The organism is Variovorax sp. 160MFSha2.1 (genome assembly GCF_048305075.1).
Classification (GTDB): domain Bacteria; phylum Pseudomonadota; class Gammaproteobacteria; order Burkholderiales; family Burkholderiaceae_C; genus Variovorax; species Variovorax guangxiensis.
Genome location: NZ_CP157624.1, coordinates 1,273,730 through 1,298,393, shown reverse-complemented (window position 1 = coordinate 1,298,393; position 24,664 = coordinate 1,273,730). Strand labels below are relative to the sequence as shown.

Here is a 24,664-nt window from a genome sequence, read left to right as displayed (position 1 = left end):
GCTGCCCGTCACTTGTTCTTGTTGTAGACGTCGATGAACACCGCCGCCAGCAGCACCAGTCCCTTGATGACCTGCTGATAGTCGATGCCGATACCGAGGATCGACATGCCGTTGTTCATCACGCCCATGATGAAGGCGCCGATCACCGCGCCCATCACCTTGCCCACGCCGCCCGAAGCGGAGGCGCCGCCGATGAAGCAGGCCGCGATCACGTCGAGCTCGAAGCCCAGGCCGGCCTTGGGCGTGGCCGTGTTGAGCCGCGCCGCGAACACGAGGCCAGCCAGCGCCGCCAGCGCGCCCATGTTCACGAAGGTGAGGAAGGCCAGCCGCTGAGTCTTCACGCCCGACAGACGCGCCGCCTTCTCGTTGCCGCCCAGCGCGTAGATGCGCCGGCCGACGGTGGTGCGGTTGGTGACGAAGTCGTACACCACGATCAGCACCGCCATCACGATCAGCACGTTGGGCAGGCCCTTGTAGGTCGACAGCAGGTAGCTGAAGAACAGGATGATGGCCGCGAAGAACAGGTTCTTCACCAGGAAGAAGGCGTAGGGCTCCTGCTCCATGCCGTGCGCCGCCAGCTTGGCGCGCCCGCGCATCTTGAAGAACACCAGCGCCACGGCGGCCAGCGCGCCGACGATCAGCGAGGTGGTGCGGAAGGCGTCGCCGCCCAGCGGATCGGGAATGAAGCCCGAGCTCAGACGCTGGAACTCCACAGGAAACGGCCCCACCGACTGCCCCGCCAGCAGCGCAAGCGTCAGCCCCTTGAACACCAGCATGCCCGCTAGCGTGACGATGAAGGACGGGATCTTGCGGAAGGCCACGAACCAGCCCTGCGCCGCGCCGATGACCGCGCCCGCGAGGATGCTCACCAGCGCCGTCGGCACGAAGTGCCAGTCGTACTCCACCATCAGCACCGCCGCCAGCGCGCCGATGAAGCCGCACACCGAGCCCACCGACAGGTCGATGTGCCCCGCCACGATCACCAGCAGCATGCCCAGCGCCATGATGACCACGTAGCTGTTCTGCAGCAGCAGGTTCGTCAGGTTCAGCGGCCGCAGCAGCGTGCCGTCGGTCAGCACCTGGAACAGCACCATGATCGCGACCAGCGAGATCAGCATGCCGTATTCGCGCAGGTTGTTCTTCAGGAAGCCGGCGTGCAGCTTCGCGGCTGCGCCCTCCTGCACCGGCACCGCCGGCTTCGCCACGTTGACTTCAGGATGCGACATGGACGGAACTCCCCGAACTCACGATGGCATGCATGATGCGCTCCTGAGAGGCTTCTGAAGCCGGAAACTCGGCGACGAATCGCCCCTCGTTCATCACGTAGATGCGGTCGCACATGCCGAGCAGCTCCGGCAGTTCGGAAGAAATCATGAGAATGCCCTTGCCCTCGCTGGCAAGCCTGTCGATGATGGTGTAGATCTCGTACTTGGCGCCCACGTCGATGCCGCGCGTGGGCTCGTCGAGGATCAGCAGCTCGGGCTTCGTGAAGAGCCATTTGCTCAACACCACCTTCTGCTGGTTGCCGCCGGAAAGGTTGACCACCAGTTGCTCGATGCCCGAGCAGCGGATGTTGAGCGCCTTGCGGTACTCGTTGGCCACCTTGAACTCGCGCCCATGGTCGATCACCGACTTGTCGGCGATCGCATCCAGGTTCGCGAGGCTGATGTTCTTGCGGATGTCTTCCTCCAGCACCAGCCCGAGGCCCTTGCGGTCTTCGGTGACGTAGGCGATGCCGTGGTCGATGGCCTTGCGCACCGTGCTCACGTCCACCGGCTTGCCGTGCATGAACACCGAGCCGCTGATGCGCTGGCCGTAGGAGCGGCCGAAGATGCTCATGGCCAGCTCGGTTCGGCCCGCGCCCATGAGGCCTGCGATGCCGACGATCTCGCCCTGGCGCACGTTCAGGCTCACGCCCTTGATCTGCTCGCGGTCGGCGTGCAGCGCGTGGTGCACGCGCCAGTCGCGCACCTCGAACACGGTGCTGCCGATCTTCGGGTCGCGCTGCGGATAGCGGTGCGCCATGTCGCGCCCGACCATGCCGCGGATGATGCGATCCTCGCTGATGGGCTGGCCGCGGCAGTCCATGGTCTCCACCGTTGCGCCGTCGCGCAGCACGGTGATGGAGTCGGCCACCTTGGCGATCTCGTTGAGCTTGTGCGAGATGAGGATCGACGCGATGCCCTGGCGCTTGAGCTCCAGCAGCAGCATCAGCAGCGCGTCGCTGTCGTTCTCGTTGAGGCTGGCGGTGGGCTCGTCGAGGATCAGCAGCTTCACCTCCTTGGCCAGCGCCTTTGCGATCTCGACGAGCTGCTGCTTGCCCACGCCCAGGTCGGTCACCAGCGTGGTGGGCGGCTCCTTCAGGCCTACCTTGGCAAGCAGCTCGCGCGTCTTCGCATAGGCGGCGAACCAGTCGATCACGCCGGCGCCGCTGGCGATCTCGTTGCCGAGGAAGATGTTCTCGGCGATGGACAGCAGCGGCACCAGCGCCAGCTCCTGGTGGATGATGATGATGCCGAGCTTCTCGCTGTCGGCGATGCCCCTGAAGCGGCGCTCCTCGCCCTCGAAGAAGATCTCGCCGGTGTACGAGTCGCACGGGTAGACGCCGCTCAGCACCTTCATGAGCGTCGACTTGCCCGCGCCGTTCTCGCCGACCACCGCGTGGATCTCCCCGGCGCGCACGCTGAGGTTGACGTTGCTCAGCGCCTTCACGCCGGGGAACGTCTTGGTGATGCCGCGCATCTCGAGGATGGCGCTGGCACCGTCGCTGCTGCCCTGCATGCTCACTTGATCTGGCTTTCCTTGTAGTAGCCGCTGTCCACCAGCACCTGCTTCCAGTTCGACGCATCCACGCTCACGGGCTTGAGCAGGTACGAAGGCACGACCTTGATGCCGTTGTTGTAGGTCTTGGTGTCGTTCACCTCGGGCGTCTTGCCCGAAAGCATCGCGTCCACCATGGCGACCGTCACCTTGGCCAGTTCGCGCGTGTCCTTGAACACGGTCGAGGTCTGCTCCTTGCGCAGGATCGACTTCACCGAGGGGATCTCCGCGTCCTGCCCCGACACCACCGGCATCGGCTGCGAGGCCGAGCCATAGCCCACGCCCTTGAGCGACGAGAGGATGCCGATGGAAAGGCCGTCGTACGGCGAGAGCACTGCGTCGACGCGGTCCTTGGTGTAGAAGGCCGACAGCAGGTTGTCCATGCGCGCCTGCGCCACCGCGCCGTCCCAGCGCAGCGTGCCGACCTTGTCCATGCCCATCTGCTTGCTGCGCACCACCAGCTTGCCGCTCTTGATGTAGGGGTCGAGCACCGACATCGCACCGTTGTAGAAGAAGAAGGCGTTGTTGTCGTCGGGCGAGCCGCCGAAGAGCTCGATGTTGAACGGGCCCTTGCCGCTCTTCAGGCCCAGCGCCGCCTCGATCGACTGCGCCTGCAGCACGCCGACCTGGAAGTTGTCGAAGGTGGCGTAGTAGTCGACGTTCTTCGAGCCCTTGATGAGCCGGTCGTAGGCGATGACCTTCACGCCCTTGTCGGCCGCCTTCTGCAGCACGTCCGACAGCGTGGTGCCGTCGATGGCCGCGATGACCAGCACCTTCGAGCCCTTGGTCACCATGTTCTCGATCTGCGCGAGCTGGTTGGGAATGTCGTCTTCGGCGTACTGCAGGTCGGTTTTGTAGCCCTTGTCCTTGAAGTACTTGACCATGTTGGCGCCGTCGGCGATCCAGCGCGCCGACGACTTGGTGGGCATGGAAATGGCGATCAGGCCCTTGTCCTGCGCGTTGGCCAGCGGAGCGAAGCCGACGATGGCCAGTGCGATGCCGGCCAGCGATGCCTTGAGGAAGTTGCGTTTCATGGTGCTAGTAAATCCGTCTTTCAATGGGAATGGCCTTTGGGGGAACACCGCGGAACCGGCTTTGCCCGGCCGCAGGTGTTGCCCCCGGCGAGGGGGTTGGCGAAGCGACACGAAGTGCGCGAAGCCTGGGGGAGTACTCAATATTTCCGATTGGGGAATTCTTTGGCCGCGACTTCCATCGGGAAGATGCTCTCGACGGTCACGATGCGCTTGGGCAGCGTCTTGCCGTCCTTGATGTCCTTCACGGCCTGCATGAGCTGGGGCCCGAGCAGCGGGCTGCACTCGACCGACACGTTGAGCTTGCCGGCGATCATGGCTTCGAACGCGCCCTTCACGCCGTCGATGGAGATGATCACGATGTCCTTCGCGGGCTTCAGGCCGGCTTCCTCGATGGCCTGGATCGCGCCGATGGCCATGTCGTCGTTGTGCGCGTACAGCACATTGATCTTCTTGCCGTCGGCCTTCAGGAAGGCTTCCATCACCTCCTTGCCCTTGGCGCGCGTGAAGTCGCCGGTCTGCGAGCGGATGATCTTGAACTTCGGGTCGGCCTTGATGATTTCCTCGAAGCCCTTCTTGCGGTCGATGGCCGGTGCCGAGCCCACGGTGCCCTGCAGCTCGACGATGTTCACGTCGCCCTTCTGGTCCTTCATCTTCTCCACCAGCCAGCGGCCGGCCTTGCGGCCTTCCTCGGTGAAGTCGGAGCCCATGAAGGTCACGTAGAGCGAGTCGTCCTTGGTGTTGACGGAACGGTCGGTCAGCACCACCGGGATCTTCGCGGCCTTGGCTTCGCGCAGAACGGTCTCCCAGCCGGACTCGACCACCGGCGAGAAGGCGATCACGTCGACCTTCTGCGCGATGTACGAGCGGATGGCCTTGATCTGGTTTTCCTGCTTCTGCTGCGCGTCGGAGAACTTGAGCTCGATGCCCGCCTCCTTGGCCGAGGACTTGATCGACTCGGTGTTGGCGGTACGCCATTCGCTCTCGGCGCCCACCTGCGCGAAGCCGAGCACGAGCTTCTTCTGCGCGAGCACGGAAGCGGGCAGAAGCCCGCCGAGCGCGGCGGCGGCCAGGGCGGTATTGAGGGTGCGGCGATTCATGGTCATGGGATGTCTCCTTCTTGATGATTCGAGGAATGCCGGTTGGCGTGGGTGATGAAAAACGAAACTGAAAAGAACCCCGTCCGGTTCAGGCCAGCATGTAGCCGGTCTTCACCGTCGTGTAGAACTCCGCGGCGTGGCGCCCTTGTTCGCGCGGCCCGTAGCCCGACCCCTTGCGGCCGCCGAAGGGCACGTGAAAGTCCACCCCCGCGGTCGGCAGATTGACCATCGTCATGCCGACCACGGCATGGCGCCTGAAATGCATCGCGTGCTTCAGCGAATTGGTGCAGATGCCCGCGCACAGGCCGAAGGGCGTGTCGTTGCACAGCGCGAGCGCCTCGTCGTAGTCGTCGGCGCGCAGCACGCAGGCCAGCGGGCCGAAGATCTCCTCGCGCGCGATGCGGTGCGAAGGCTTCGCCAGGAAGAGCGCGGGGCTCATGTAGTGGCCGGCGGTGGCGCGCTCCAGCAACTCGCCGCCCCAGACGTGCTCGGCGCCCTCCTTGCGTGCGGTGTCGACCCAGGCGAGGTCCTGCGCGAGGCGGTCTTCGTCGGCCACCGGACCGATGTCCACGCCGCGTTCCAGCGCGTGGCCGATCTTCAGCGTCTTCAGGCGCTGGCGCAGCTTCGCCACGAAGGCGTCGTGCACCGCCGACTCGACGATGAGCCGGCTCGACGCGGTGCAGCGCTGGCCGGCGGAGAAATACGCGCCCTGCACCGCGCAATCGACCGCGCGGTCGAGGTCGGCATCGGCCAGCACCACCAGCGCGTTCTTGCCGCCCGTCTCGAGCTGCACCTTGGCGCGCCGCGCAGCCGCCACCTGCAGGATGCGCTCGCCGTTGGCCATCGAACCCGTGAAGCTCAGCGCATCGACCAGCGGGCTGTCGACCAGCGCCTGCCCCGCTTCGCGGCCGCTGCCCATCACGAGGTTGAAGGCACCCGCCGGCAATGCGGCGCGGCTGATGATCTCGGCCAGCGCCCAGCCGCAGCCCGACACCAGTTCGGCCGGCTTGAACACCACGCTGTTGCCATGGGCCAGCGCGGGCGCGATCTTCCATGCGGGCACCACGAAAGGCGAGTTCCACGGCGTGATGAGCCCCACCACGCCCACCGGCTCGCGCGTGACGTCGACCTGCACGCCCGCGCGCACCGAGGCCACGTTTTCGCCGCCACCGCCGCGCAGCGCTTCTCCGGCAAAGAACTTGAATATCTGGCCGGCGCGCGCCACTTCGGCCACCGCCTCGACCAGCGTCTTGCCCTCCTCGCGCGCCAGCAGCATGCCCAGGTCGTCCTTGCGCGCGAGCAGCTCGGTGCCGATGCGGTCGAGCACATCTGCGCGCCGCTGCGGCGTGCTGTGGCTCCAGTGCGGAAAGGCTTCCGTGGCGGCGCGGATGGCCGCCTCGGCCTGGCGGCGATCGGCACGTGCGTACTCGGCCACCACTTCGCTGGTGTCCGAAGGATTGGCGCTCACACCGGTGGTCGCGCTGGTTTCCCAGCGGCCGTTGATGTACTGCCGCACGTTCTGATGGAGCTCGCCGTGGATCACCGGGGCCTGGACCTTGTCTCTGTTGTTCTTGGAATGCCCGGAGTCTAGAAACAGATTTGATATCAATCCAATCGTTTTTTAAGCAAAATGGATATCGATCGCCGGATTCTGGAAAACCCGATCAGTCCTTTGTTTAAAGCCCGGAGCCATGACCAACTACAACCACTGGTTCATCCGCGCCCGCCTCAAGACCCGGCAGCTGCTGCTGCTCGTGGCGCTGTCCGAGGAGGGCAACATCCACCGCGCGGCGCAGGTGCTCAACATGACGCAGCCGGCCGCCTCCAAGCTGCTGAAGGACCTGGAAGACGTGCTGGAGGTGCCGCTGTTCGAGCGCCTGCCGCGCGGCATGCGCCCAACCTGGTACGGCGAGACCATGATCCGCCACGCCCGCGTCGCGCTCGCGAGCCTGAACCAGGCGCACGACGAGCTCACCGCGCTGAAGGCCGGCCGCTTCGGCCAGGTGAGCGTGGGCGCCATCACCGCTCCCGGCCTCACGCTGATGCCGCCTGCGGTGGCGATGGTGAAGCGCGAACACCCCGACCTGCGCGTGTCGCTGGAGATCGAGACCAGCCCGGTGCTGATCGAGCGGCTGGAGCAGGGCAAGCTCGACATGCTGGTGGCGCGCCTTTTCGCCGAGCACGACAAGTCGCAGCTGCGCTACGAGGCGCTCAGCGAGGAACCCGTGTGCGCGCTGGTACGACCCGGCCATCCGCTGCTGGGCGTGAGCAGCCTCACGCTGCGCGACGTGGTGGGCGCCGGCTGGATCGTGCCGCCCGCGGGCAGCGTGCTGCGCCACCGCTTCGAGCTGATGTTCCAGGAGGAAGGCCTTGCGCCGCCGACCAACACCATCGAGAGCTCGGCCCTGCTCTTCATCACGCGCATGCTGCAGCAGAGCGACATGGTGGCGGTGCTTGCGACCGACGTGGCGCGCTACTACGCCTCGCACGGCATCGTGTCGCTGCTGCCGCTGGACATGCCCTGCCACATGGACGCCTTCGGCATCATCACGCGCACCGACCGGCTGCCGTCGCCGGCGGCGAAGGTGATGATGAAGGCGCTGAAAACGGCGAGCGTCAGCGTCTACGGGCGCAAGCTGGAGATGGAGATCGACTGAGGAAATACGGGATCGGGCAGCCGGACGCAGAGGGCGCGAAGGTTTCGCAGAGGTCGCAGAAGGAAACCCAAAAAATGGTTTCGGTCTCTTCTGCGACTTCTGCGTAGTTTTTGTATTTCTTCTGCGTTCGGCTGTTGGATTCAGGTCCAACCGGCGTCGACGGTGAACTCCTGGGCCGTGCACATCTTCGCGTCGTCCGATGCCAGGAACAGCACCATGCGCGCGATGTCTTCCGGCATCAGCTTGTCGGGCAGGCACTGGTTGCGCTTGAGCGACTGCTCGCCCTCCTCGTCGAGCCACAGCTTCACTTGCCGCTCGGTCATCACCCAGCCGGGCGAGACGGTGTTGATTCGGATGCGGTCGCGGCCCAGATCCACCGCCAGGCCGCGCGTGAGACCGTTCACCGACGACTTCGCGATCGCGTAGCAGGGATAGCCCGAGCCCTTGGTCTGCCAGCCGGTGGAGCCGAGGTTGACCACCGAGCCGAAGCCCAGGCGCTTCATGCCAGGAACGACCGACTGGATCGCGAAGAGCGCGGGCCGCTCGTTGATGGCCATGCGGTTGTCGTAGTAGTCGGGCGTGACCGATTCGAGCGTGTGGCGGTCATCGCTCGCCACGTTGTTGACCAGCACCGCGAAGTCGCCGAGCTCGGCCGCCGCATCGGCAATGGCTTTCTGCAGCGCGGCGATGTCGCGCACGTCGCAGGCGCGCCACCACGGCGCGGCATGGCCGGCCTCTTCGATCTGCCGTGCGAGCGCCGCGCTGGCACTTTCGGCGATGTCGACGAAGGCCACGCGCGCGCCCTGTTCGGCGAACGCGGCGACGATGGCCGCGCCGATGCCGCTGCCTCCGCCGGTGACGAACACGGTGCGGCCCTTGAGGCTGGGATGAATGGAAAGCTGGGGGGAATTCAAGAAAAGTCTCCGGGGTGGGCATCTCATGACATTGCAATATGCATATCAATCGATGCCGTGATTTTCGATTTCGGTTATCAATATGCCTTGATACGATCCGCCGCGTCAAGAAGACAGACACGAACAGGAAAGAAGAAAGACCAATGAGCAAAGAGACAAGCAGCCCCGTTCCCTCTCCTTCCGTCATCGGCCAGGCCGAGTGCATCTGGCCGGCAGGCGCCAACCTCGGCGAAGGCACCATGTGGTCGCAGCGCGAGCAGGCGCTGTACTGGATCGACATCCTCACGCCGCGCCTCTTCCGCTACGACCCGGCCACCGGCGCGCAGCGCACCTGGAACTTCGACGAGGAGATCACCGCCATCGCCGAGCGCGCATCGGCACCCGGCCTCTTCATCACGCTGCGCCGCGGCTTCGCGCTCTTCGACACCACCGCGCCCGGCGACGAAACCAAACCGCAGTACCTGCACCAGCCCGAGCCCGAACGCACCGGCAACCGCTTCAACGACGGCAAGTGCGACGCGCGCGGCCGATTCTGGGCCGGCAGCATGGACTTCGACTGCAAGGCGCCCACCGGCGCGCTCTACCGCTACGACGCGGGCGGCCGCTGCACGAAGCACGACGACGGCTTCGAGGTGACCAACGGCCCGACCTGGTCGGGCGACGGCCGCACCATGTACTTCAACAACACGGTGCTGAACAACCTGTACGCCTACGACTTCGACATGGAAGCGGGCACCGTGTCGAACCGCCGCGTGTGGCATCGCTTTCCCAAACCCGACGGACTGCCCGACGGCATGACCACCGACGCGGCCGGGCGCCTGTGGATCGCGCACTGGGGCGGCTCCTGCGTCACCTGCCACGATCCGGTGAGCGCGGCCGAGCTGTGCCGCATCGCCATACCCGCGAGCCACGTCACCGACTGCGCCTTCGGCGACGCCGACATGCGCACGCTCTACATCACGACCGCCCGCAACGGCCTCACGCCCGAGCAGGAGGCGGCCGAACCGCTGGCAGGCGGGCTCTTCAGGGTCCGCATCGACAGCCCGGGCGTGCCGGCCGCGCTGTTCGCGGGCTGAGCAGCCCCCCGCAGGGCCGGCGTCGCGACGGGGGGACAATCGAGGCATCCACCGGAAACTGCATCAACGACCATGCCCCGCCTCGACGACCCCCTCCACGACGCCGAAATCGGCTCCCGCGACAGCACGCTCGACACCACCCGCATCGACGACGTGCGCATCGGCGCGGTCCGTCCGCTCATCACGCCCGCGCTGCTGCAGGAGCGTGTGCCGGTGCGCGACAACACGCTGGCGCTGGTCGAGCGCAGCCGTACGGAGATCGCCGACGTGCTGCACGATCGCGACGACCGGCTGGTGGTGGTGGTCGGCCCCTGCTCCATCCATGACCACGACCAGGCCATCGAGTACGCGCAGCGCCTGAAGAAGGTCGCAGACTCGCTGCAGGACGATCTGCTCATCGTGATGCGCGCCTACTTCGAGAAGCCGCGCACCACCGTCGGCTGGAAGGGCTACATCAACGACCCGCACCTGGACGGCAGCTTCGCGATCAACGAAGGGCTGGAGCGCGCGCGCCGCCTGCTGCTGGAGCTGACCACGCTGGGCCTGCCGACCGGCACCGAGTTCCTCGACCTGCTGAGCCCGCAGTTCATCGCCGACCTGATCGCCTGGGGCGCCATCGGCGCGCGCACCACCGAGAGCCAGAGCCACCGTCAGCTGGCCTCGGGCCTGAGTTGCCCCGTGGGCTTCAAGAACGGCACCGACGGCAGCGTGAAGGTCGCGGCCGACGCCATCCTCGCCGCGCGCGCCCCGCACGCTTTCATGGGCATGACCAAGATGGGCATGTCCGCGATCTTCGAGACCCGCGGCAACGACGACTGCCACGTGATCCTGCGCGGCGGCAAGGCGCCCAACTACTCGGCCGCCGACGTCGCCGCCAGCTGCGAGGCGCTGCTGGCCAACGGCCTGCGCCCGCAGGTGATGATCGACGTCTCGCACGGCAACAGCAGCAAGCAGCACCAGCGCCAGATCGTGGTGGCCGAAGACGTGGCGGCGCAGATCGCGGGCGGCGAACGGCGCATCACGGGCATCATGATCGAAAGCCACCTCGAAGAGGGACGGCAGGACCTGAAGCCCGGCGTGCCGCTCAAGCACGGCGTGTCGATCACCGATGCCTGCATCGGCTTCGCGCAGACGGTGCCGGTGCTCGAAGGGCTGGCGTCCGCGGTCAAGGCGCGGCGGCGCCTGTCGTCGAAGGCCTGACGGCGGGAGCTTTGGAGCTTGGGGTGGTGGCGGTGCTCAAGGCCGCAGGGCCTTGAACACGCCGGGTGAATGGCGACAGCGGCTGGCATCGAGGCGGTCCCTGAGCGGTTTCCCTCCCCCTCTTTTTTTGCCTCTACCAGCGCCGAACCGCTGTCGGGACGCAGTGTGCCCACGCGCGGTGAAGTCGAGGTGAAGTGCGTGCGGGAGTTTCGTGAAACGATACTCGGCGTCCTGCTGCGCGGCACCCGCGCATCGACTCCCGGGCGGCGATATCCACACATCGAACATGGCAGCGCTTCTTTCTTCTTACATCGGCAATCTCCTTTCCAAAGTCTTCGCGAGAGACGCACCGCTTCTGCACGCGGCGAAGGGGCGTGCAGGCATCCATCCATGGCTCCAGGTCGGCGAGCAGGTGAATGCCGACGTGCTGGCGGATGGCAAGGCCATCGCGAGGCTGGAGCACACGGCCACGCTGCCAGGGCTGAAGAAACGGCCTTCGGTGGTGTTCGATCTGCCGGAGAACTTGAGTCGGCTCGAGCTGCGCGGATCGCACGTCGATGCCCAGGGCAAGGCCACGTCGTTCAGGCGGCGCTGGTCGGTGCTCGACATGGCCCGCATCTCCCACCCTCTCTACGACACCGCCAGGCCGCTGGTCGAGCGCATCCGCGCCTTCGCCGAACTCTCCGGGCTGGTAGAGGTCGGCAACGCCCGTCCGCCCGCCGGCACTAACGCCGAGGCCGAGGCCGCGCTGATCGAAGCCGAAGCCCGCCTCGGCACCACATTGCCTTCCCCGCTGCGCGTGCTGCTTGCCGAAGCCGACATCCGGATCGACAACTCGTACTTCCTGCAGCCCCATCGACTGCAGACGGCCGAAGGCCTGCTGCTCGGGCTTGGCGGATACGGCGACGGCAACGGCGGCCTCGGCGCGCTGCTGCCGCCTTCGGTCCTGGCGCGCTACCACCGCAGCGTGGCCGTATTCGCGGAGATCGGCGACGGCCTGGGTGCCCTCGCTTGGGACCCGCAGGGCGTGGTCGCCGGCGAGCCGCCCAACAGCGCCGGAGACCAGGGCAACCCCGGCGCGCAGCCCGCGACGCCGAACGAAGGTGTCTGGTACTGGCTGCACCAGGAGCACATCGCCGAGCCCGCGCTGCTGCTGGACGACGACTACCAGCCCCAGACGGCCGAAGCGGCCTTGACCCACGTGTTCAAGCGCCTCGCTCTTTCGCAGGCCGCGTCGCCCGAAAGCGAAGAACAGCTGCTGGTCGACACGGCCCACCCGCGCAATCTGCTGCAGCTCCATTTCGACGAGCCTCGAAAGCCGCAGCTGCGGTTTCGCAGCTACGACTACCACTACAGCCTCTATTGACCTGCGATTGCATGTGCGATCGCGGGAGCGGCATCAACCCATCAGTGAGAACCGATGCTCCGTCGCGCTGTGGAAGCGCTCCCCGGGCCGCAGTACCGTCGACGGAAATTCCGGCCGGTTCGGCGAATCGGGGAAATGCTGCGTCTCCAGGCACAGACCGTCTCCCTGTCGCAGGCTGGCGCCCGCGCTGCCGAAGAGGCTGCCGTCGAGGAAGTTGCCCGAATAGAACTGCACGCCGGGCTCGCTGGTGTGCACTTCCATCACGCGGCCGGAAGCCTCGTGCTCCAGCCGGGCCGCGAGCGCCAGGCCTTGCTCGGTGTCGGCACGGTCCAGCACCCAGTTGTGGTCGTAGCCATGGGCCCGCATCAGCTGCTCGTGGCCTTCGCGGATGCGCTCGCCGATGCGGGTCGCGGTGCGGAAGTCGAAGGGAGTTCCCGTCACGTCGGCTGTGCCCAGCGGAATCAGCGTCGCGTCGACCGGGCAGTAGCGGCTCGCGGCAAGCATCAGGCGGTGGTCCATCACCGAGCCGCTGCCGGCGAGGTTGAAGTAGTCGTGGTGGCTCAGGTTGAGCACGGTGGGCTTGTCGGCGATGGCGCTGTAGTCGATGCGCCAGGTGTTCGCGCTGGTGCTCAGCGTGTAGCGCAGCGTGAGCCGCACTTCGCCGGGGTAGCCCTCTTCGCCGTCGGCGCTGGTGTAGCTCAGCTCGATGGCGATGGCGTCGCTTCCCGCCTGCTCCGCCGGAACCGGCACGATCTCCCAGTAGCGCTTGCCGAAGCCCGTCGCGCCGCCGTGCAATGAATTGGGGCCGTTGTTCAGGCCCAGCTGGTACGCCTTGCCATCGAGCGTGAAACGCCCGCCCGCGATGCGGTTCGCGTAGCGCCCGACGATGGTTCCGAGGTGCGGATGCGGCCCCAGGTAGTCGGCCAGCGAGGGCAGGCCCAGCACCACGTTGCCGCTGCGCCCGTGCCGGTCGGGCACGCGCAGCGCGGTGACGATGCCGCCGACGTTGATGGCACTCAGGCTCAGCCCGAGTCCGTTGTCGAGGGTGTACTCGGTGACCACGCGGCCGTCGGGCATGCGCCCGTACTCGCGCGATGCGACGCTGCTTTTCTGTTCTCGATTGCTCATGTGTGCGGTGATCAGGGAAAGAGTGCCTCGCGTGCGCACTGCGACGCGGTATGCAGCGCGATGCGGTCCTTGAGGTCGTGAAAGTCGGGCGGCTCGGCCGCGTGGGTGCGCAGCTCGATGCGGTGGCCAGCCCTGGCTACCGCATCGGCGAAGCGCTCCTGCAGCGCATAGGGCGTGTTCCTGTCCTCGCGATTGCCGATGAGCACGATGCGCCGCGCCGGGTCGCGCACGATGCCGTTCACGTGGTCGAGCGGGTCGTAGAACTGCGTGCTGCCGGTGGTGTCGGTGCGGCCGTCCTTCGAGCGGCCCAGCATGCGCGCGCGTTCCAGCAGGCCGTAGGCACCGGATGTGAGCACCGCGCAGGCGACGCGCGTGCGCCCCAGCGTGAGCAGCGCGGCGCCGGCCGTGGCGCCGCCGCTGTGGCCGACGATCACGATGCGCTGCAGCCGGTGGCGCTGCATGAGGGCGTCGAGCGCGGCATCGAGCGCATGGAACTCGACAAGCTGGCGGCGCTTGCGGTGATCGCCCGAGGAGCCGTACGTGCCGGGCCGTGCCACGAAGATCCACGGCACGCCCGCGCGGTCGCGGCTGCGCTGCGCGTCGAGCGTGCGCAGCTCCTCGGTGTTCCCGGGGATGCGCGTGGGCGCCTGGTCCATCACGCCGTCGCGGTCGCCCGAGAACTGCACGATGGCGATGCGCGCGCCGTCGATGTCGTCGCTCGCGAAGTAGCGGATGCACGACGGCCCCTCGGCCGCCTGCACCCACAGGAAGCCGTTGCGGTCGGGGCAGCGGGCGCGGTCGGCGGGCTGGTTCCAGTACAGCACCTCGTCGGCGCCGGCGGCGAAGACTCTGGGCACGTCGGGCCCGGTGCGCTGCGCGCAGGCGGTCTGCGCCAGCGCCACGAGCAGCAGCACGAAGCGCAGTCTTCGAAGCGTGTGCAGCAGCTTCATAGCCGTTGCAGCAGCCCCGGGATGCTGCCGAAATCCGACCGGTCGCGGTCGCCCTTCACCAGCACGAGGTCGCCGTCTCGCAGGAAGCCGCCGAGGTAGCCCGCGAGCTGCGCGGCGTCGTCGAAGTGCGGCCCGAGCAGCTCGGGGGGCACTTCCTCGCGCAGCCAGCGCATCTCGTTGCCGTGCGTCACCAGGTGCTCGATGCCCGAGGCCAGCAGCGGCGCCGCCAGGCTGCGGTGCATGGCCTCGGCGTCCTTGTCGAGGTTGACGATGCGCCCCAGCACGCCGATCTTGCGCAGCACGCCCGGGCCGCTGTCGGCGCGCTGCCAGTTGCGCACGAACTCCATGGCGTTGCGCATCGACATGACCTCGGCGTTCCAGCTGTCGTCGATCAGCGTGGCCTGCACGCCGGCCTGCGTACGCAGTGCACGCACCTGCATCACCGATGCCGGCAGCCGCACCCGCGGCATGCGCGCGCAGGCGGCCTCACCGTCGAAGCCCATGGCCAGCAGCGCCGCGAACGCGAGCAGCGAATTGCGCACCAGCCCCGCGCTCTCGACCGGAAAGAGGTATTCGAAGGTGCCTCCCGGCGCGGCGACGCGCACGCGGCAGCCGCCGCCGGGTTCGGGGCGGGTCTCGATCAGCCGCACATTGGCGTCGGGCCCGCTGCCCACCACCCAGATCGCGCCGGCCGTGAGCGCGGCCATGTCCACCACCTGGCGCAGGCAGGGAATGTGGTCGGGCACGATCGCCACGCCGCCCGGCTCCAGCCCGAGGAAGATGCGCGACTTGTAGGCGGCCGTGAGCTCCAGCGTCGGAGCCTGCCGGGTCTGCGACAGCCCCACCTCGGTGAGGATGGCCACGTGCGGCCGGGCCATCAGCGAGATGGGGCCGCGGTCCATCCACAGGCCGCTCTGCGCCATCTCGAGGATGCACACGTCGGTGTCCGGCCCGAGGTTCGCGAGCGTGGCGGGCACGCCGACGCGCGAGTTGTAGTTGTAGACGGTGGTGTGCACGCGCGCTCGCTCGGGCAGCAGGTCGCGCAGCATCGCGATGGTGGACGACTTGCCCACGGTGCCGGTCACGCCCACCACCAGGCCCTTGAAACGCTCCCGCGCAGCCTCGCCCATGGCGAGCATCGCGCGGATGGGGTCGTCGGCCTGCAGCAGCGGGAAGGCCGCATCGAGCCCTTCCACCGTGTGCGCGACCACGGCCCCGGCCAACGCCATCTGCAGGCGGGGCAGCTCCAGGTGGCGGTCCCAGTTGTCGGAGCTGGGCTTGCTGTAGCTCTCGTGCACAGCCAGCGTGCGGTAGTCGGAAGCGACGAAGAGCGAGGGCTGCGGCAGCACGCCCATGTGCACCGGTCCTCGCACCACCGAGTTGGCGTACCAGCCCGGTGGCGGCTCGACCAGCCAGCGCCCGCCGGTGGCGCGCTGCAGTTCGTCGGCGGTCCACACGGGCGCTGGGCTCGGGCCGGCGCCGGGCCGGTCGGCCCAGAGCACGGGCGCGGGGCGCTGAGGCAGCGGCACGGGCAGATCCGGCACGCGCAGGCCGCACCACAGCGTGAGGCGCCGCGCGGGCGGCAGTTCGGGCCACTCGCCGCGCACGGCCACCTCGATCTGCAGCACGTCGCTTTCGAGCAGGCCGGCGCGCGGCGGACGCAGTCCGTAGCGGTCGCGGTATATGCGCCCGGGCTCCCAGCGGCTGGTGGGCCACATCCAGTCGCAGGGGTCGTGGTCCATGCCCTCGCCCCATGGCGGCATGCGCTTGCTGCGCATCGGCAAGGCGCGGAAGTGCAGGCGCAGGTCGGCGGCGACGGGCGCGTCGATGCTCCAGAAAGACTCGACCCACAGCATGCGCCGGCCGACGATCTGCCTGGGCACGCAGCGCAGCCCCACGAGGCGCAGCGGGCCGAATTGCAGCGGCGCGATGCGCGCCTCCCTGGGCACCTCGTCCACCAGCCACTCAGGCCGCGGCGTCGGCAGGGGCGCAATGGCGCGAGCGGGCCGGAAGTCCTGGACGCCGGCGCCGGACGGGTCCGCATGGAACGCGGGCCGCGCGGGCGGCGACAGGCGCACCGCGCAGCGGCCTCCCGGCAGCGGGCTCATCCGCGTGCCGAGCGCGCTGCATTGCGCGGTGAAGCGTTCGCTCGATGCCCGCGCTTCATCGCCTTCGAGCTGGCGCGAGAAGCCGAAGCCCACGCCCACGGGCGTGAACACCACCTCCTCCACGCCGCGCGGGCTCAGCTTCAGCGTGAAGACGCCGGAATCCCCGAGGTCGTTGCGCACCGAGTCGAACAGCAGGTCGCCGGCGTCGTGCAGGATGGGCCTGCCCTTGTACGTCTCGATGCCCTGCAGCACGTGCGCCGAAGTGCCCAGCACCGCGTCCGCGCCCGCATCGACGATGGCATGGCCGACGGCGATCTCGGCCTGCGTGGGCTCGGTCTCGAGGTTGGCGCCCCAGTGCACCGCAACCAGCACCACGTCGGCCTCGCGGCGCGCGGCCTCGATGCGCGGCGCGAGCGTGGCGATCCATGCGGCGGGGTCTTCGAGCGGCAGCCAGGCGGCGCCCGCGCTGGCGGCTGTGGCGGCGAAGCTCGGCTGCGTGGCGTCGAGCGAGAACAGCGCCACGCGCACGCCGCCCGCGCGGCGGAAGGCCGGGCGCAACGCGGCCTCCAGCGTGCGGCCGGTGCCGGCGTGGGCGATGCCCGCGGCCTGCAGCAGGGCCTGCTGTTCCATCAGCGCCTCGGGGCCGTAGTCGCCGCTGTGGTTGTTGGCGGTGGCGACCATGCCGATGCCGGCCTCGGTCAGCACCGCGAGCATCTCGGGGCGGGCGCGGTAGTAGTACGGGCCGGCCTCGCCCTTGTCCACGCCCTGCTCGCCGACGGTGGCGACCACGCATTCGAGGTTCACGATGCCGAGGTCGGCTTCGCGCAACGCGGTGATGTCGCCGAGCATCCTGTGCGCGCCGCCGAGATCCTTCAGCCGGTAGTGCTGGCGGCGCGAGAGGTTCACGTCGCCGCCCCATGCGACGGTGCCGGTGGCGCTGTTGTCTCCAGCGTCGGCCGCTGCCGCGGCCTCGCCAGCCTTCAGCATGCGGTGGTAGGCCACGTAGCCCGAGAGATAGTGCTCCACGTCGTCGATGCGCACGCGGAAGCTGTGGTGCTTGATGAAGAACGAGCCCGCGATGCGCGCCGGGTTGCGGAAGAACATCGCCAGCTCGGGCCAGAAATGGCCGTTGGCGAGGTAGCGCGCGCGGTATTCGAGCGCACGGTCGAACCTGTCGCGGTCGAGCCCGGCCAGCAGTGGGCGCAGCTCGGGGTCGGCCTCCAGCCGCAGCACCATGTCGCGCGCGGCCATCATCAGTTCGAGCAGCGTGGGGAAGGTGGTGATGCGCTCCAGCACGAAGTCGAGGTACCCGGCCACGTTCTGCAGGCCGAACCGGTAGTAGCGCAGCTCGGGCCTGTAGCGCGTGAGTTCGTTGACGCAGTAACTCAGCCAGTGGTCGTGCGCGCGCCAGTGCTCGGCGGCGATGAAGTGCTCGAAGGCCTTCTCCACCACCGCGAGCCAGCGCGCGTCGCGTGTGAGGCCGTACAGGCGCATCAGCCCGAAGGCGGCCTCTCCGTCGTAGTAGATGACGCGGAACTTGTCCTTCACGTCGAGCGCGGGCGCATTGAGCACGTGCACGAAGCTGCCGGTCTCCGGGTCCTGCATGTGGCGGATGCCCAGCGCGAGCTGCTCCAGCAGCGGCAGGTATTGTTCGTCGCCGGTGAGCTCGGTGTACTTGACCAGCGCGAGCAGGCACACGGCATTGCCGCCGAGCTTGATCTCGCTGCCGATGTCCAGCAGGTAGGCCGCGCGCGTGCCGTCGGGCAGGTTGGCCGGACGGATCAGCGTGCCGGCGAGGAAGGCCAGCGAGCGGTCGATGGCCGCCTTCAGCGTGTCGTTGCGCGTGAGCTCCCAGGCCTCCAGCATCGCGTAGGTCGAGCTCGCATGGCGCAGCGTGTTGTAGGTGGGGATGGTGCGGTCGAAGCAGGGGAACCAGCCGTAGTGGAACTCGCCCGTGGGCTTGACCTGCGCGGCGAGGTAGTTGCCCGCGTCGTCGATCAGCGCATGAACCTGCTGCGCGTTCCAGTCGCTCAGTTCGCGAAAGCCCGCGGCCTGCCCCTCGGCGGTGACGGGCCACGCGCCCTGGGCATCGACGTACACGGCCCGCGTGGTGAAGCACCACACCGGCGCGGCGTCGTCGGAAGGAAAGTCGAGCTCGCGGCCGAAGCGCCGCTTGGTGTGCAGCCGCAGGTTGCCGGTGTTGGGCTCGGCATGGTCCACGTCGCCGTTGTAGAGCACGGCGCTGCCGTGCATCTCCTGCGCGAGCAGGGCGAACTCGAAGCGCGCGTCGAAGGCGATTCCCTCGTTGAAGTAGTTGCGCTTGGTCTTCGCGAGCCTGGCCTTCAGCTCGCCCCAGCTCATCGGCACGACCTTGTCGACGATCTCCGCGCGAAGGCGCTGCGGAGGCTGCGCGCCGCGCCTGGCTTGCGCGGCGACGGCATCGGCGGCGGCGCGCCAGGCGGCCTCGATGTCCGAGCCCCGGCCCGAGGCCACGCGGGCCCGGCTGCTGGCCTCGCCGATGGCGAAGAAGACCACGCAACCCGCCTCGGCGGTGACCGGCGCCGCCGGAGGCAGCATGCCCGCCGGGTCCGCCAGGGCCTGCCTGGCGCGGTTCAACAGATCTGCGAGTGGATTCTTCGGCTCGTGATTCATGCAGCCGCGAATCATGACAGGCCGCGACACTGGCCGCCATCCCGTCAATCCATGGAATTTGCGCGCGGCCTGACCGCTGGCTGACCACGCGCTGCCGCCTGGAGTCTCAGCAACTCCGCCCGGCAATGCCCACTCGTGCCGGCCCCCGCACGAGGCGCAGCCTCAGGCCCAGGCCTCCATCACGGCCTTCTTCACCGCCTCGACCGCCTCGATCGCGACTGCCCGCCGGTCACCGCCCGGCGCCACCCAGCACAGCCAGGTGTGCGAGCGCCACCCGCTCCAGATCGCGAGCTCGCCGTTGCGCTCGCCCTGCTGCGCCTGGTCGAGCCGGATCAGCCCCGCGCCCATGCCGCTTGCGACCATGCTGCGGATGGCGCTTTCGTCATCGGCCGTGCGGCCCTGGCGGTATTCGCGGCCTGCGCCAGCGAAGAGCTTCTCGAGATGCACGCGCAGGACGCACGAGGGTGGCGTGCCGACCCACGGCAGGTTCGTGAGCTCGTCGAGCGACAGGCCGGGATGCGCCTCGGCCACCGACGCCGGCAGCACCACGACCAGGTCGACCGCGCCGAGGCGGTGCAACTCCAGTCCCTCGATGTGCTCCGCGTCGCTGAGCACGTAGGCGCAGTCGAGATCGCCGCGCTGCACGGCCGAGAGCGTCTGGTACGACAACCCCTGCCTCAGCTGCAGCGCCACCTGCGGATGCCGCTGCGCCAGCGTCACCAGCACCTCGCCCAGCCGCAGCGCGACCGGATCGACCACCGTGCCGAAGCGAACCACGCCCTGCGCCGCCCCGCGCAGCTGGTCGGCCGCCGAGCGCATGCGCATGGCCGATGCCAGCGTGCGCTCTGCTTCGTCGAGCAGGCGCACGCCGGCCTCGGTAAGCGACATGCCGCGCGGCGTGCGCTCGAACAGCTTCACGCCGAGCTCGTCTTCCAGCGCCCTGAGCTGGGCGCTGACTGCCGGCGCGCTGGTGAACACGCGTTCGGCGGCACGGGTCAGGCTGCCCTCGCGGGCGATGGCGACGAAGGTCTTGAGTTGGTAGAGCTCCATGGCCGCCGATTGTGAGCGCCGGCGCCCGATGCGTCCGTTCGCTTTTTTGGAGCCCCCTGTCCAAAGATGCGAATGGCAATGGCGGACCGCAGCCCCGATTCTTGGGGCATCGATCCATCGCAAAGAAAAGGCTGGTTTCCCATGTCCCGTCGCCAACGCATCGCCGGCACCGCCGCGCTGCTGCTCGCCACCTCCGGGTGGGGCTCCCTGTTCCTCGTGAGCAAGGGCGTGCTCCACCATGTCGAACCGGTGTGGTTCACGCTGATCCGCTACACGCTGTCGGCGCTGCTCTTCGTGCTGCTGATACTGCCGCGCGGCGCCGCCCCGTGGCGCAAGCTGCGCCGGCATGCGGGGCCGCTTGCGCTTCGCGGCGCGGCGGGCTTCGGCGTGTTCAGCGTCATGCTGCTGGTGGGGCTGGCGCATTCGGTGCCCTCGCACGGCGCGGTCATCATCGCCACCACGCCCATGACCACGCAGATCGTGCGCTGGCTGCTCGACGGCGTGCGCCCCACGCGCACCACCCTGCTGACCAGCGCACTGGCGCTGCTGGGCGTGGCGACCGTCTCGGGGCTGCTGGCCGGCGGCGCGGGCTCCCCTGGCGGGGCGAGCACGCTGATGGGCGACGCGATCGCCTTCGTCGGCACGCTGGGCTGGGTCTGGTACACGCGCGGGGCTGCGCGCCTTCCGGAACTCGACGTGATCGAGTACACCGCGCTCACGGTGCTGGCCTCGTGGCCCGTGCTGCTGGCGGCGGCGGTCGGCGCCTCGGTGCTGGGCTGGTCCGCGGTGCCGAGCGTGGAAGGGCTGCGCCTGTCGTGGCATGCGCTGCTCTTCGTCGGCGTGGTGCCTTCGGCCATCTCGGTGCTGGCTTTCAACTACGGCGTGCGCGCGCTCGGCGCCGTCACGGGCACGGCGTTCCTCAACTTCGTTCCGGTTTCCGCGCTGCTGATGAGCGCGGCCATGGGCCGGCTGCCCACCACGAGCGAGGCCGCCGGCATGGCGATGGTGATCGCGGCGCTCCTGATCCATACCGCATCGAGCCGCAAGGCTTCCGCCACGGCGGCTGCAACGATCGTGCCTCCACAGCAGAATTACCGGACCTGCGGAGCCACACCCTCATGAGTACCAGCGACAGCGACAGCGACAGCCCCCGAAGCCATCTTTTCGAGCCCCTTCAGCTCGGCCCCCTGCGGATCGACAACCGCATCGTCATCGCGCCGATGTGCCAGTACTCCGCCACCGAAGGCACGCCGGGCGACTGGCACCTGATCCATCTGGGCCACCTGGCGCTCTCCGGCGCCGGGCTGCTGATCATCGAGGCGACGGCGGTGGAGGCCGACGGCCGCATTTCGCCCGGCGACCTCGGGCTCTATTCCGACGCCAACGAGGAAGGCCTGGCGAAGGTACTCCACGCGGTGCGCGCGCACTCGCCGATCAAGATCGCCATCCAGCTCGGCCACGCGGGGCGCAAGGCTTCGAGCCGCGCACCGTGGGAGGGCGGCAAGCAGATTCGCCCCGGCGAACCCGGCGGCTGGAAGGCCTGGGCTCCTTCGGCCGTGCCGCATGCACCCGGCGAAGACACGCCGATTGCGCTCGATGCCGCCGAGCTGGCCCGCGTGCGCGACGCCTTCGTGGCCGCCGCGCGCCGCGCCGCGCGGCTTGGCATCGACGGCATCGAGCTGCATGCGGCACATGGCTACCTGCTGCACCAGTTCCTCTCGCCCATCGCCAACCATCGCGAGGACGAATATGGCGGCAGCCTGGAGAACCGCCTGCGCTTCCCGCTCGAGGTGTTCGATGCAGTGCGCGAGGTGTTCCCCGCCGACCGGCCGGTGTGGGTGCGCGTGTCGGCCAGCGACTGGGTGCCCGGCGGATGGGACCTCGACAGCACCGTCGCCTTCTCGCGCGCGCTGCAGGAGCGCGGCTGCGCGGCCATCCACGTGTCCAGCGGCGGCGTGTCGCCGCAGCAGGCGATCACGCTGGGCGCGGGCTACCAGGTGCCGTTCGCCGAACGCATCAAGGCCGAGGTCGGGCTGCCGACCATCGCGGTGGGGCTCATCACCGAACCCGCGCATGCGGAGGCCATCATCGCCAACGGCCAGGCCGATGCGGTGTCGCTGGCGCGCGCGATCCTCTACGACCCGCGCTGGCCCTGGCATGCGGCTGCCGAACTGGGCGCGCGGGTGAAGGCGCCTCACCAGTACTGGCGCTCGCAGCCGCGCGAGTTCAAGGATCTGTTCGAGAACGCGGCCTTCGGCGCGCGTTAGACCGCGCCGGTTGCGAAACGGCCCCTCGTCGCGCCGACCTTCACTTCAGCTCGCGATAGAAGAAGGTGGTGTCGCAAGGCTCGCCCTGCGGCAGCAGCGCGAAGCCCGGAATCGATCCGACACGCACCCAGCCCGAGCGCTCGTAGAGCCGCTCGGCGTCGGCACTCGATGTGTCGAGCACCAGGAGCGTCTTGCCGCGTTCGCGCGCTACCCGTTCGGCCGCCTTCATCAGCAGCGCGCCGATGCCCCGGCGGCGAGCGCGTCGATGCACGAGCATCTTGGCGACCTCGCCGCGGTGCGGCTGGTTCTCGGGCTGCGCCAGCACCACCTGCACCGTGCCGAGGATGCCTTCCTCGTCCTCCGCCACCAGCAGCGCGCGTTCGCCGCTCGCCACGCCATCGGCCACCCGACGCCAGAAGGCCTGCGCGCGCTGCGCGGTCAGCGGCTGCATGAAGCTCACCGATGCGCCGCCCTCGACGCAATCGGCCAGCACGGCGGCAAGGCCACGCAGCTGCGCTTCGGAAACGGTGTCCAGCAGGCGGACGGCCGGGGTGCTCCCGGCGGAAACGGTCGTCATGTTCATCTCCAGGAAGAAGGGGCGGTCGCGATCACGACGGCATAGCGCGTGTTCTTGCGCGAGGGGTTGTGAAAGCTGGTGGGGCGGTCGAGCACCATCGCCAGGCAGTCGCCGGTGGCGAGCCGGTGCAGCTCGTCGCCCACGGTGAGTTCGATGACGCCGTCGAGCACCCACACCTGCTGGTGGATGAGCGGCTCGCGCGCCGAGGTTTCGTAAGCCACGCGGGCGCCGGGCGGAAACTCCACCTCGACGATCTGGATCGGCGACGCGACGCCGCCGGGCGACACGTTCCTGCGCAGGTAGCCGGAGTGCGGATCGCGCCACTGCAGCTGGTCGGCCAGCCGCGAGACCGGATCGGCAGCCGGGGCCGGCGCCTCGAACAGCGAGGCCAGCGATACGCCGAGGCCGGTCGCAAGTTTTTCCAGGACCACCGCGGTGGGGCTGCTCTCGCCGCGTTCGATGAGCGAGATCATCGAGCGGCTCACGCCGCAGTGCGTGGCGAGGGCGTCGAGCGAGAAGCCGCGCGCCGCGCGCAGGTCGCGCACGCGCTGGGCGATGCGGTCGTTGAGGCCGGAGGGGATTTCCATCTCGGCCGACTCATTTGTTTCCTTCATATTGGATGAAATATCCACCATAAGGGAAATCGCGTCAAGCCCGCCAGCAGACTCCTCCGGTCAGCGCGACGGCCCGACCAGCGCGGCGCGCGCGGCCTCGGAGGGAAACACGCAGGCCACGTCGTGGGCGCATCCCGGCACCACCACGACCTCGCGGCGCTTGCCGGGCGCGAGCAGCTTGCGGTCGTACTCCGCATAGGCCAGGCCGCGCTGCATGCGGAACGAGCCTTGGGCGAGCGCCGCGCAGGACTTGTCGAGCACGCGGTAGGCGGTGCCCTTGGCGTCGTTGCTGTCCAGCGCGCCTTCCAGATAGCTGATGTCGGCCTGCGCGTACTGCTGGCGCGCCTGCGCGGCGGTACGGCCCAGCCATGTGGGCAGGTCGTCGGTGCCGTACTTCCAGCGGTTCATCTGCGGGCATGCGGCTGTGTCGGGCGTGGAGAAGCCGGTCACGGAGGCACCGTCGGCCGAGAACTGCGGGCGCACCGGGTCGAAGTAGAGCCAGGTGCTCGGGTCGGCGACCACATAGCGCATGGCCGGCTTGCCGTCGTGCTGCGTGAAGGCGATGTAGCGCTGCACGAACTGCCCGCCGGCCGAGAAGCCCGCGACGGTGATGGTGCGCAGGCTGGGCCAGCGCCGCGCGATGTCGGCCACCAGCGCATCCATCACCGCGAAGGACCCGACGCGATTGCCCGATGCCGAGCGCGCGCCTTCGAGCCAGGAGCCGCAGGTCCACAGCAGGTCGCCGGGCTGCGCGACCGGCACGCCCAGGTTGTTGCAGCGGCCGGCCACCGCCTTGTCGGCCGCGACCTGGAAGAGCGGCGCGATCACCAGCGTGTCGCCGAGCGCATCGGCGTTGCGCAGGGTGCGCAGCGCGGCCTCGAATGTCTTGTTGGCATCGCGCGAGTGCCCGTGCATGGCGATCAGCGCTCTGGTCGGCCCGGCGGTCGCCGGTGCGTCGGGGTCGAGCGACGAGTAGAAGTGAAGCGCGCCGCCGGCCCCTGGCGGCGTGAAGCTGCGCAAGCAGTCCGCGGCCGCCGAGTTCATGCAGGCAGAGGCATCGGCCGTTGCCGCATGAGCCGGCCATGGCGCGATGTACGCGGCGGCGAGGGCCAAGGAAAGGAACCATCTGTAGCTGGGCATGTTCGTGCGACTCC

Annotated in this window: 19 protein-coding genes; 6 read left to right on the top strand and 13 right to left on the bottom strand. The window is 68.6% G+C overall.

All coding sequences use genetic code 11. From position 1 onward, the window contains the following. Positions 1 to 8 precede the first annotated feature (8 nt). From mmsB to ABL838_RS05605, 5 genes are all read right to left on the bottom strand, one after another. On the bottom strand, positions 9 to 1,226 hold the full coding sequence (gene mmsB / locus ABL838_RS05625; protein WP_369659515.1) for a multiple monosaccharide ABC transporter permease: 1,218 nt from the start codon (positions 1,224 to 1,226) through the stop codon (positions 9 to 11). Next, the gene (gene mmsA / locus ABL838_RS05620; protein ID WP_418125835.1) at positions 1,213 to 2,781 is read right to left on the bottom strand and encodes a multiple monosaccharide ABC transporter ATP-binding protein; all 1,569 of its coding nucleotides are present in this window, start codon (positions 2,779 to 2,781) and stop codon (positions 1,213 to 1,215) included. The genes mmsB and mmsA overlap by 14 nt, the downstream gene beginning before the upstream one ends. Before the next feature lie 2 nt (positions 2,782 to 2,783). Beyond that, positions 2,784 to 3,854: a multiple monosaccharide ABC transporter substrate-binding protein gene (gene chvE, locus ABL838_RS05615; protein WP_184634931.1), complete on the bottom strand. Its 1,071-nt coding sequence runs from the start codon at positions 3,852 to 3,854 to the stop codon at positions 2,784 to 2,786. A 137-nt stretch (positions 3,855 to 3,991) separates the two neighbouring features. Beyond that, positions 3,992 to 4,957, bottom strand: coding sequence for an ABC transporter substrate-binding protein (locus ABL838_RS05610; protein ID WP_184634929.1), 966 nt, complete (start codon positions 4,955 to 4,957; stop codon positions 3,992 to 3,994). Positions 4,958 to 5,039: 82 nt separating this feature from the next. Then, on the bottom strand, positions 5,040 to 6,494 hold the full coding sequence (locus ABL838_RS05605; protein WP_418124612.1) for an aldehyde dehydrogenase family protein: 1,455 nt from the start codon (positions 6,492 to 6,494) through the stop codon (positions 5,040 to 5,042). A 148-nt stretch (positions 6,495 to 6,642) separates the two neighbouring features. On the opposite strand from ABL838_RS05605, the gene ABL838_RS05600 reads away from it, so the two are divergent. Continuing rightward, positions 6,643 to 7,608: a LysR family transcriptional regulator gene (locus ABL838_RS05600; protein ID WP_126025641.1), complete on the top strand. Its 966-nt coding sequence runs from the start codon at positions 6,643 to 6,645 to the stop codon at positions 7,606 to 7,608. A gap of 140 nt (positions 7,609 to 7,748) precedes the next feature. Here the strand turns inward: ABL838_RS05600 and ABL838_RS05595 are convergent, their stop codons facing one another. After that, positions 7,749 to 8,549 (bottom strand): SDR family NAD(P)-dependent oxidoreductase, encoded by an 801-nt coding sequence (locus ABL838_RS05595; RefSeq protein WP_126025640.1) that lies wholly within the window; start codon positions 8,547 to 8,549, stop codon positions 7,749 to 7,751. 116 nt (positions 8,550 to 8,665) lie between these two features. Between ABL838_RS05595 and ABL838_RS05590 the strand changes: the two genes are divergently transcribed. The 3 genes from ABL838_RS05590 to ABL838_RS05580 all read left to right on the top strand — a co-directional run bounded on the left by ABL838_RS05590 (position 8,666) and on the right by ABL838_RS05580 (position 12,164). Then, the gene (locus tag ABL838_RS05590) at positions 8,666 to 9,598 is read left to right on the top strand and encodes an SMP-30/gluconolactonase/LRE family protein (RefSeq protein ID WP_418124611.1); all 933 of its coding nucleotides are present in this window, start codon (positions 8,666 to 8,668) and stop codon (positions 9,596 to 9,598) included. Positions 9,599 to 9,670: 72 nt separating this feature from the next. Next, on the top strand, positions 9,671 to 10,798 hold the full coding sequence (locus tag ABL838_RS05585) for a 3-deoxy-7-phosphoheptulonate synthase (protein ID WP_221297369.1): 1,128 nt from the start codon (positions 9,671 to 9,673) through the stop codon (positions 10,796 to 10,798). A 286-nt stretch (positions 10,799 to 11,084) separates the two neighbouring features. Then, a complete protein-coding gene (locus tag ABL838_RS05580) occupies positions 11,085 to 12,164 on the top strand; it encodes a hypothetical protein (RefSeq protein ID WP_418124610.1) in 1,080 nt (359 codons plus the stop codon). Positions 12,165 to 12,197: 33 nt separating this feature from the next. Here the strand turns inward: ABL838_RS05580 and ABL838_RS05575 are convergent, their stop codons facing one another. From ABL838_RS05575 to ABL838_RS05560, 4 genes are all read right to left on the bottom strand, one after another. After that, positions 12,198 to 13,292 carry an aldose epimerase family protein gene (locus tag ABL838_RS05575; protein WP_418124609.1) on the bottom strand — a complete coding sequence of 365 codons (1,095 nt, stop codon included), beginning with the start codon at positions 13,290 to 13,292 and terminating at the stop codon, positions 12,198 to 12,200. 11 nt (positions 13,293 to 13,303) lie between these two features. Further along, positions 13,304 to 14,242, bottom strand: a complete 939-nt coding sequence (locus ABL838_RS05570) for an alpha/beta hydrolase family protein (protein WP_418124608.1) — start codon at positions 14,240 to 14,242, stop codon at positions 13,304 to 13,306. Then, a complete protein-coding gene (locus tag ABL838_RS05565) occupies positions 14,239 to 19,002 on the bottom strand; it encodes a CapA family protein (RefSeq protein WP_418124606.1) in 4,764 nt (1,587 codons plus the stop codon). Before ABL838_RS05565 ends, ABL838_RS05570 begins: the two co-directional genes overlap by 4 nt. Before the next feature lie 162 nt (positions 19,003 to 19,164). After that, positions 19,165 to 20,052 carry a LysR family transcriptional regulator gene (locus ABL838_RS05560; protein ID WP_418124605.1) on the bottom strand — a complete coding sequence of 296 codons (888 nt, stop codon included), beginning with the start codon at positions 20,050 to 20,052 and terminating at the stop codon, positions 19,165 to 19,167. Positions 20,053 to 20,193: 141 nt separating this feature from the next. Here ABL838_RS05560 and ABL838_RS05555 point away from each other — a divergent pair, with 141 nt between their 5' ends. Both ABL838_RS05555 and ABL838_RS05550 read left to right on the top strand, forming a co-directional pair. After that, complete coding sequence (locus ABL838_RS05555) at positions 20,194 to 21,174, top strand: DMT family transporter (RefSeq protein ID WP_418124604.1); 981 nt, start codon at positions 20,194 to 20,196, stop codon at positions 21,172 to 21,174. Continuing rightward, complete coding sequence (locus ABL838_RS05550; protein ID WP_418124602.1) at positions 21,171 to 22,319, top strand: NADH:flavin oxidoreductase/NADH oxidase; 1,149 nt, start codon at positions 21,171 to 21,173, stop codon at positions 22,317 to 22,319. Before ABL838_RS05555 ends, ABL838_RS05550 begins: the two co-directional genes overlap by 4 nt. A 40-nt stretch (positions 22,320 to 22,359) precedes the next feature. On the opposite strand, the gene ABL838_RS05545 is transcribed toward ABL838_RS05550, so the two are convergent. From ABL838_RS05545 to ABL838_RS05535, 3 genes are all read right to left on the bottom strand, one after another. Then, entirely contained in the window at positions 22,360 to 22,902 is a 543-nt protein-coding gene (locus ABL838_RS05545) for an N-acetyltransferase family protein (RefSeq protein ID WP_418124600.1), read from the bottom strand. Next, positions 22,899 to 23,483: a helix-turn-helix domain-containing protein gene (locus tag ABL838_RS05540; protein WP_418124598.1), complete on the bottom strand. Its 585-nt coding sequence runs from the start codon at positions 23,481 to 23,483 to the stop codon at positions 22,899 to 22,901. The genes ABL838_RS05545 and ABL838_RS05540 overlap by 4 nt, the downstream gene beginning before the upstream one ends. Positions 23,484 to 23,570: 87 nt before the next feature. Beyond that, entirely contained in the window at positions 23,571 to 24,650 is a 1,080-nt protein-coding gene (locus ABL838_RS05535; RefSeq protein WP_418124597.1) for a hypothetical protein, read from the bottom strand. Positions 24,651 to 24,664 lie beyond the last annotated feature (14 nt).